The organism is Citrobacter sp. S46_ASV_140 (assembly GCF_018919545.1).
Classification (GTDB): domain Bacteria; phylum Pseudomonadota; class Gammaproteobacteria; order Enterobacterales; family Enterobacteriaceae; genus Citrobacter; species Citrobacter braakii.
This window is the reverse complement of the sequence record NZ_JAHLRC010000208.1, coordinates 1-3,848: the sequence shown is the minus strand read 5'-3', so window position 1 is coordinate 3,848 and position 3,848 is coordinate 1. Positions and strand designations below refer to the sequence as shown.

Annotated in this window: 5 protein-coding genes; all 5 read left to right on the top strand. The window is 54.3% G+C overall.

Annotation, left to right across the window (positions count from 1 at the left end):
• Positions 1-523: DeoR/GlpR family DNA-binding transcription regulator (locus tag KQJ19_RS22815; RefSeq protein ID WP_216404209.1), on the top strand; the 523-nt coding region annotated here is incomplete at its 5' end.
• The gene (locus KQJ19_RS22810) at positions 504-1,280 is read left to right on the top strand and encodes a TIM barrel protein (protein WP_216404208.1); all 777 of its coding nucleotides are present in this window, start codon (positions 504-506) and stop codon (positions 1,278-1,280) included. The genes KQJ19_RS22815 and KQJ19_RS22810, both read left to right, overlap by 20 nt.
• A 28-nt stretch (positions 1,281-1,308) precedes the next feature.
• Positions 1,309-2,121, top strand: coding sequence for a 3-keto-5-aminohexanoate cleavage protein (locus KQJ19_RS22805; protein WP_049269273.1), 813 nt, complete (start codon positions 1,309-1,311; stop codon positions 2,119-2,121).
• Between the two features lie 21 nt (positions 2,122-2,142).
• Entirely contained in the window at positions 2,143-3,489 is a 1,347-nt protein-coding gene (locus KQJ19_RS22800) for a bile acid:sodium symporter family protein (protein WP_016156006.1), read from the top strand.
• Between the two features lie 5 nt (positions 3,490-3,494).
• Positions 3,495-3,848, top strand: a 354-nt coding sequence (locus KQJ19_RS22795) for a heme-binding protein (protein ID WP_216404207.1), incomplete at its 3' end; no start/stop codon positions are given.

Genomic DNA, 3,848 nt, shown 5'->3' with positions numbered 1-3,848 from the left:
GCTGTATCTGGATGCTGGAACGTCGTTGTTTGAAGTGGCGAAAGCGGTCGCCGCCAGCCACTGTTTCAATCTGACGGTAGTAACCAACGATTTTTCCATCAGCCACTATCTGATGGATATGCCGCACATAACGCTCTATCACACCGGTGGTCTGGTGGATCAGCGTAACCGCTCATGCCTTGGAAAAAGCGCCGCCAGTTTTCTGCGCACCATTAATATTGACGTGGCGTTTCTGAGCTCCTCATCGTGGGATACCGAACGCGGCATGTCGACGCCGAGCGAAGGGAAAGCCTCGGTTAAAGAAGCGGTACTCACCGTTTCCCGGCGTCGGGTGCTGGTCTGCGACAGCAGTAAGTTTGGCAAATACGGCATGTTCCATATCTGTGGGCTGGAACAGTTAACCGACATTATTTCTGATAACCGGTTACCGGAAAACGCCCAGCAAACTATTTCCAGCCAGGGCGTTAAGCTGCATCTGGTTGATAACCGGGAGGGTGCGCGCCATGCTGAAGTTAGCGGCTAACCTCGACTGGTTGTTTACAGATTTACCGATAGCGGCGCGATTTGCGGCGGCGCAGGCGGCTGGTTTTCGCGGCGTTGAAGGGCTATTTCTCTGGCAGCACCCGCTGGCGCATTTGCACGCTGCACAGCGGGAAACATCCCTGCCGGTGGTGCTGATGAACGCACCGGCGGGTAACTGGGCACAAGGTGAGCGGGGACTGGCCGCACAGCCCGGTCGAGACCAGGAATTTCACCATAGCCTGAACGTGGCGCGTGATTACGCCACGGCGCTGGGCTGTCGTCGGGTTCACGTTATGGCCGGTTCGCGCTGCGACGATCTGACGCTTCACGCTCAGCGCACTCTCCTGGCCAACCGGCTGCGTATCGCCTGCGATATGATGGCTGAAGCGGAAATCGATGTGCTGATTGAACCGTTAAATTCGCAGGATATGCCCGGTTATTTTATTGACAGCTTTCCGTTGGCCGAATCTATTATTCAAGAGGTTGGCAAGAAAAATATCGGTTTACAGTTTGATATTTACCACTGTCAGAAAATTCATGGCAATGTGGCAAAAAATATTGAACGCTACTTCACCTTAATTAAACATTTTCAAATTGCTTCTGTCCCCTATCGCCATGAACCGGGAACAGGTGAATTAAATGAAACATGGCTATTCGATTTTATTAGAAAAATGAATTACCAGGGCTGGATTGGCTGTGAATATCAACCATCAACATCAGGGCCCGACTCATTAAACTGGATAACGCCTTACCTATAATTTAAATATCTCTGTACCGGAGGAAAATATGTCGGATACTGTTATTATTTCGCTGGCACCCGTTGCCGCGGATTGCCCCAGAGTTATACCCGCAGAACTGGCGCAGGAAATACTCGCCAGCGTAGAGCATGGCGCGTCCATCGTGCATTTACACGTTCGCGATAAACAGGGTCGCCTGACGCCGGATACCACCGATTTTCAGGCGACCATTGATAGCGTCATGCGCCATTCAGACCTGATTATTCAGGCATCTACCGGCGGCGTCTCTTCAATGTCCATCGCCGAACGCTGCGCGCCACTCTCCTGCCCCGGCGTAGAGATGGCTTCGCTGAACGTCGGTTCCGTCAACCTCGGAGATGCGGTGTACTTTAATCCCGGTCCGGACGTGGAATATTGCTCCCGGCAAATTGTCGAGCGCAATATTATTCCCGAGTTTGAAGTTTTTGAAATTGGCATGATTAATAACATCCTGAACCTTGAAGATAAAATAAAATTCCAAAAACCCATGCTCTTTAATATCGTCCTCGGCCATCGCGGCAGTACGCCAGCAACCATTGACGCTTTAATTGCTCTGCGTAGCATGATCCCGCGCGATGCCTTATGGGGTATTACTCATTTTGGCAGAAAGAACTTCGATATTATTGCCGCCGCCGTCGGCATGGGGGCCAGTGAAGTACGAATCGGCTTTGAGGATAGCTATTATTTAAGCGCTGAAGAAAAAGCACAGCATAATTACCAGCAGGTTGCCAAACTCGCCACGCTCATTCGCAGCATGGATAAAAAAGTCGCCACGCCAGAAATTGCGCGGCACATGTTATCTATTCCATCCCGGCAGCAATAACAACAGCAAGGACATTTCAACATGACTATGACCACTGTTATTCACAAAACCGGACTCGGCGTCAGCGTTGCGGGCGCGGCGCTGGCGATTATCGGTGCGCTAATCCAGTCCGCGGCGCTCTGGCAGCCCGGGCTGGTGATGTTCACCGCCGGATTCGCCGCCGGTGCAGGCTACTGGCCGGGTCTACGCAGCTATCAATTTACGCTATGGATCATCGCCGGATTTGTCGCCGCCATGACCTGGTCTACGGATCTGATCGTCTGGGGCGGTTTCAATATCACCCATAAATGGATCGTATTCCTCGTCATTCAGGCCACCATGTTTAGCATGGGCACTAAGCTAACGATCCAGGATTTTATTGACGTCGCCAAAATGCCGTGGGCGGTGTTTATTGGCACCTTCTGCCACTTCGTCATCATGCCTCTGCTCGGCCTGAGCATTACGCTTATCTTTAACTTTCCGCCTGAGGTGGCGGTCGGGATTCTGCTGATTGGCGCCTGCCCAAGCGGACTCTCCTCTACCGTCATGGTCTATATCGCGAACGCCAACCTGGCGCTGGCGGTCTCGATCGCCGCAGTCTCAACGCTGGCGGCGACGGTGATGACGCCGCTGTGGGTTAATCTGCTGGCGGGGTCGATGATCGATATCCAGCTCACCGCAATGGTAATGGATGTGGTGAAAATCGTATTGATCCCCATCGGCGCGGCAATTCTGCATGACTATCTGAAAACCTATGCGGGCGTGCGCGGACGCCGTGTCGTCCAGATGCTGGCCGGGATCGGCGCTCTTTGGCTGCTGTATATGATTGCTGGCGGCTGGGACGCGCTGTTTGGTCACGCTAGCGCCGACGCGCAAATGTACGCGGTGGTGCTCAACTTCGTGGCAGGCGGTCTCGTCTGGGCATTGTTCTACAACTGGCTGTATGGCCGCGTGGCGGGCGTGAAGAAAATCATGCCGACCATCTCAATGATGGGGATCATTTTCTTTACGACCACCGCAGCCGCAGCCGGGCGCGAGAACCTGGTGCAGGTCGGCTTCCTGCTCTGCTTCGCCATGTTGATGCATAACCTCGGCGGCTTCCTGATTGGCTATCTGATGAGCCGCTGGATCTTCCGCATGGACGTACAGTCTGCCCGCACCGTAGCCTTTGAAGTCGGCCTGCAAAACGGCGGCATGGCGTCCGGGCTTGCCGCAGCGATGGGCAAACTGGCAACGGTTGGCCTGGCCTCGGCGGTGATGACTCCGCTTGGCAACGTCAGCGGCTCGCTGCTCGCGAACTACTGGCGCAAGAAAGACGCCAGACAGGCGCAGGCCGCCGCAGCCAAAGATCCCGTTCAACCCGCTTGCGAAAATCTGTCAAAAGGATAATCACGATGACAACTCTCACTCTGGGGCATGCCCTGCGCGCCGTGGCCTTTGCGCTCGACCTCGCCGAAACATGTTACGCAAAACGCCCGTTAAGCGTGGCCGTATGCGATGTCAATGGCGAACTACTCAGCTTTGCGCGGATGGATAACGCCAAACTGTTAACCATCGAGTTAACCCAGCGCAAAGCACGCACCAGTAGCCGCCTGGGCTGTACCACGCAGGCATTTTTACAGCGCCTGCAGAAAGAGCAACTGGATATTGGTTATTTTGCCGACCCGCTGTTTACGGCACTGCCGGGCGGGATCCCGATTCTGCACCAAGGAAAATGCCTTGGGGCCGTCGCGGTAGGCGGTTTATCC

Bases quoted from the DNA above. Each gene is read 5' to 3' on its own strand.
- KQJ19_RS22800 (WP_016156006.1), top strand. From the start codon at position 2,143: ATGACTATGACCACTGTTATTCACAAAACCGGACTCGGCGTCAGCGTT.
- KQJ19_RS22805 (WP_049269273.1), top strand. From the start codon at position 1,309: ATGTCGGATACTGTTATTATTTCGCTGGCACCCGTTGCCGCGGATTGC.
- KQJ19_RS22810 (WP_216404208.1), top strand. From the start codon at position 504: ATGCTGAAGTTAGCGGCTAACCTCGACTGGTTGTTTACAGATTTACCG.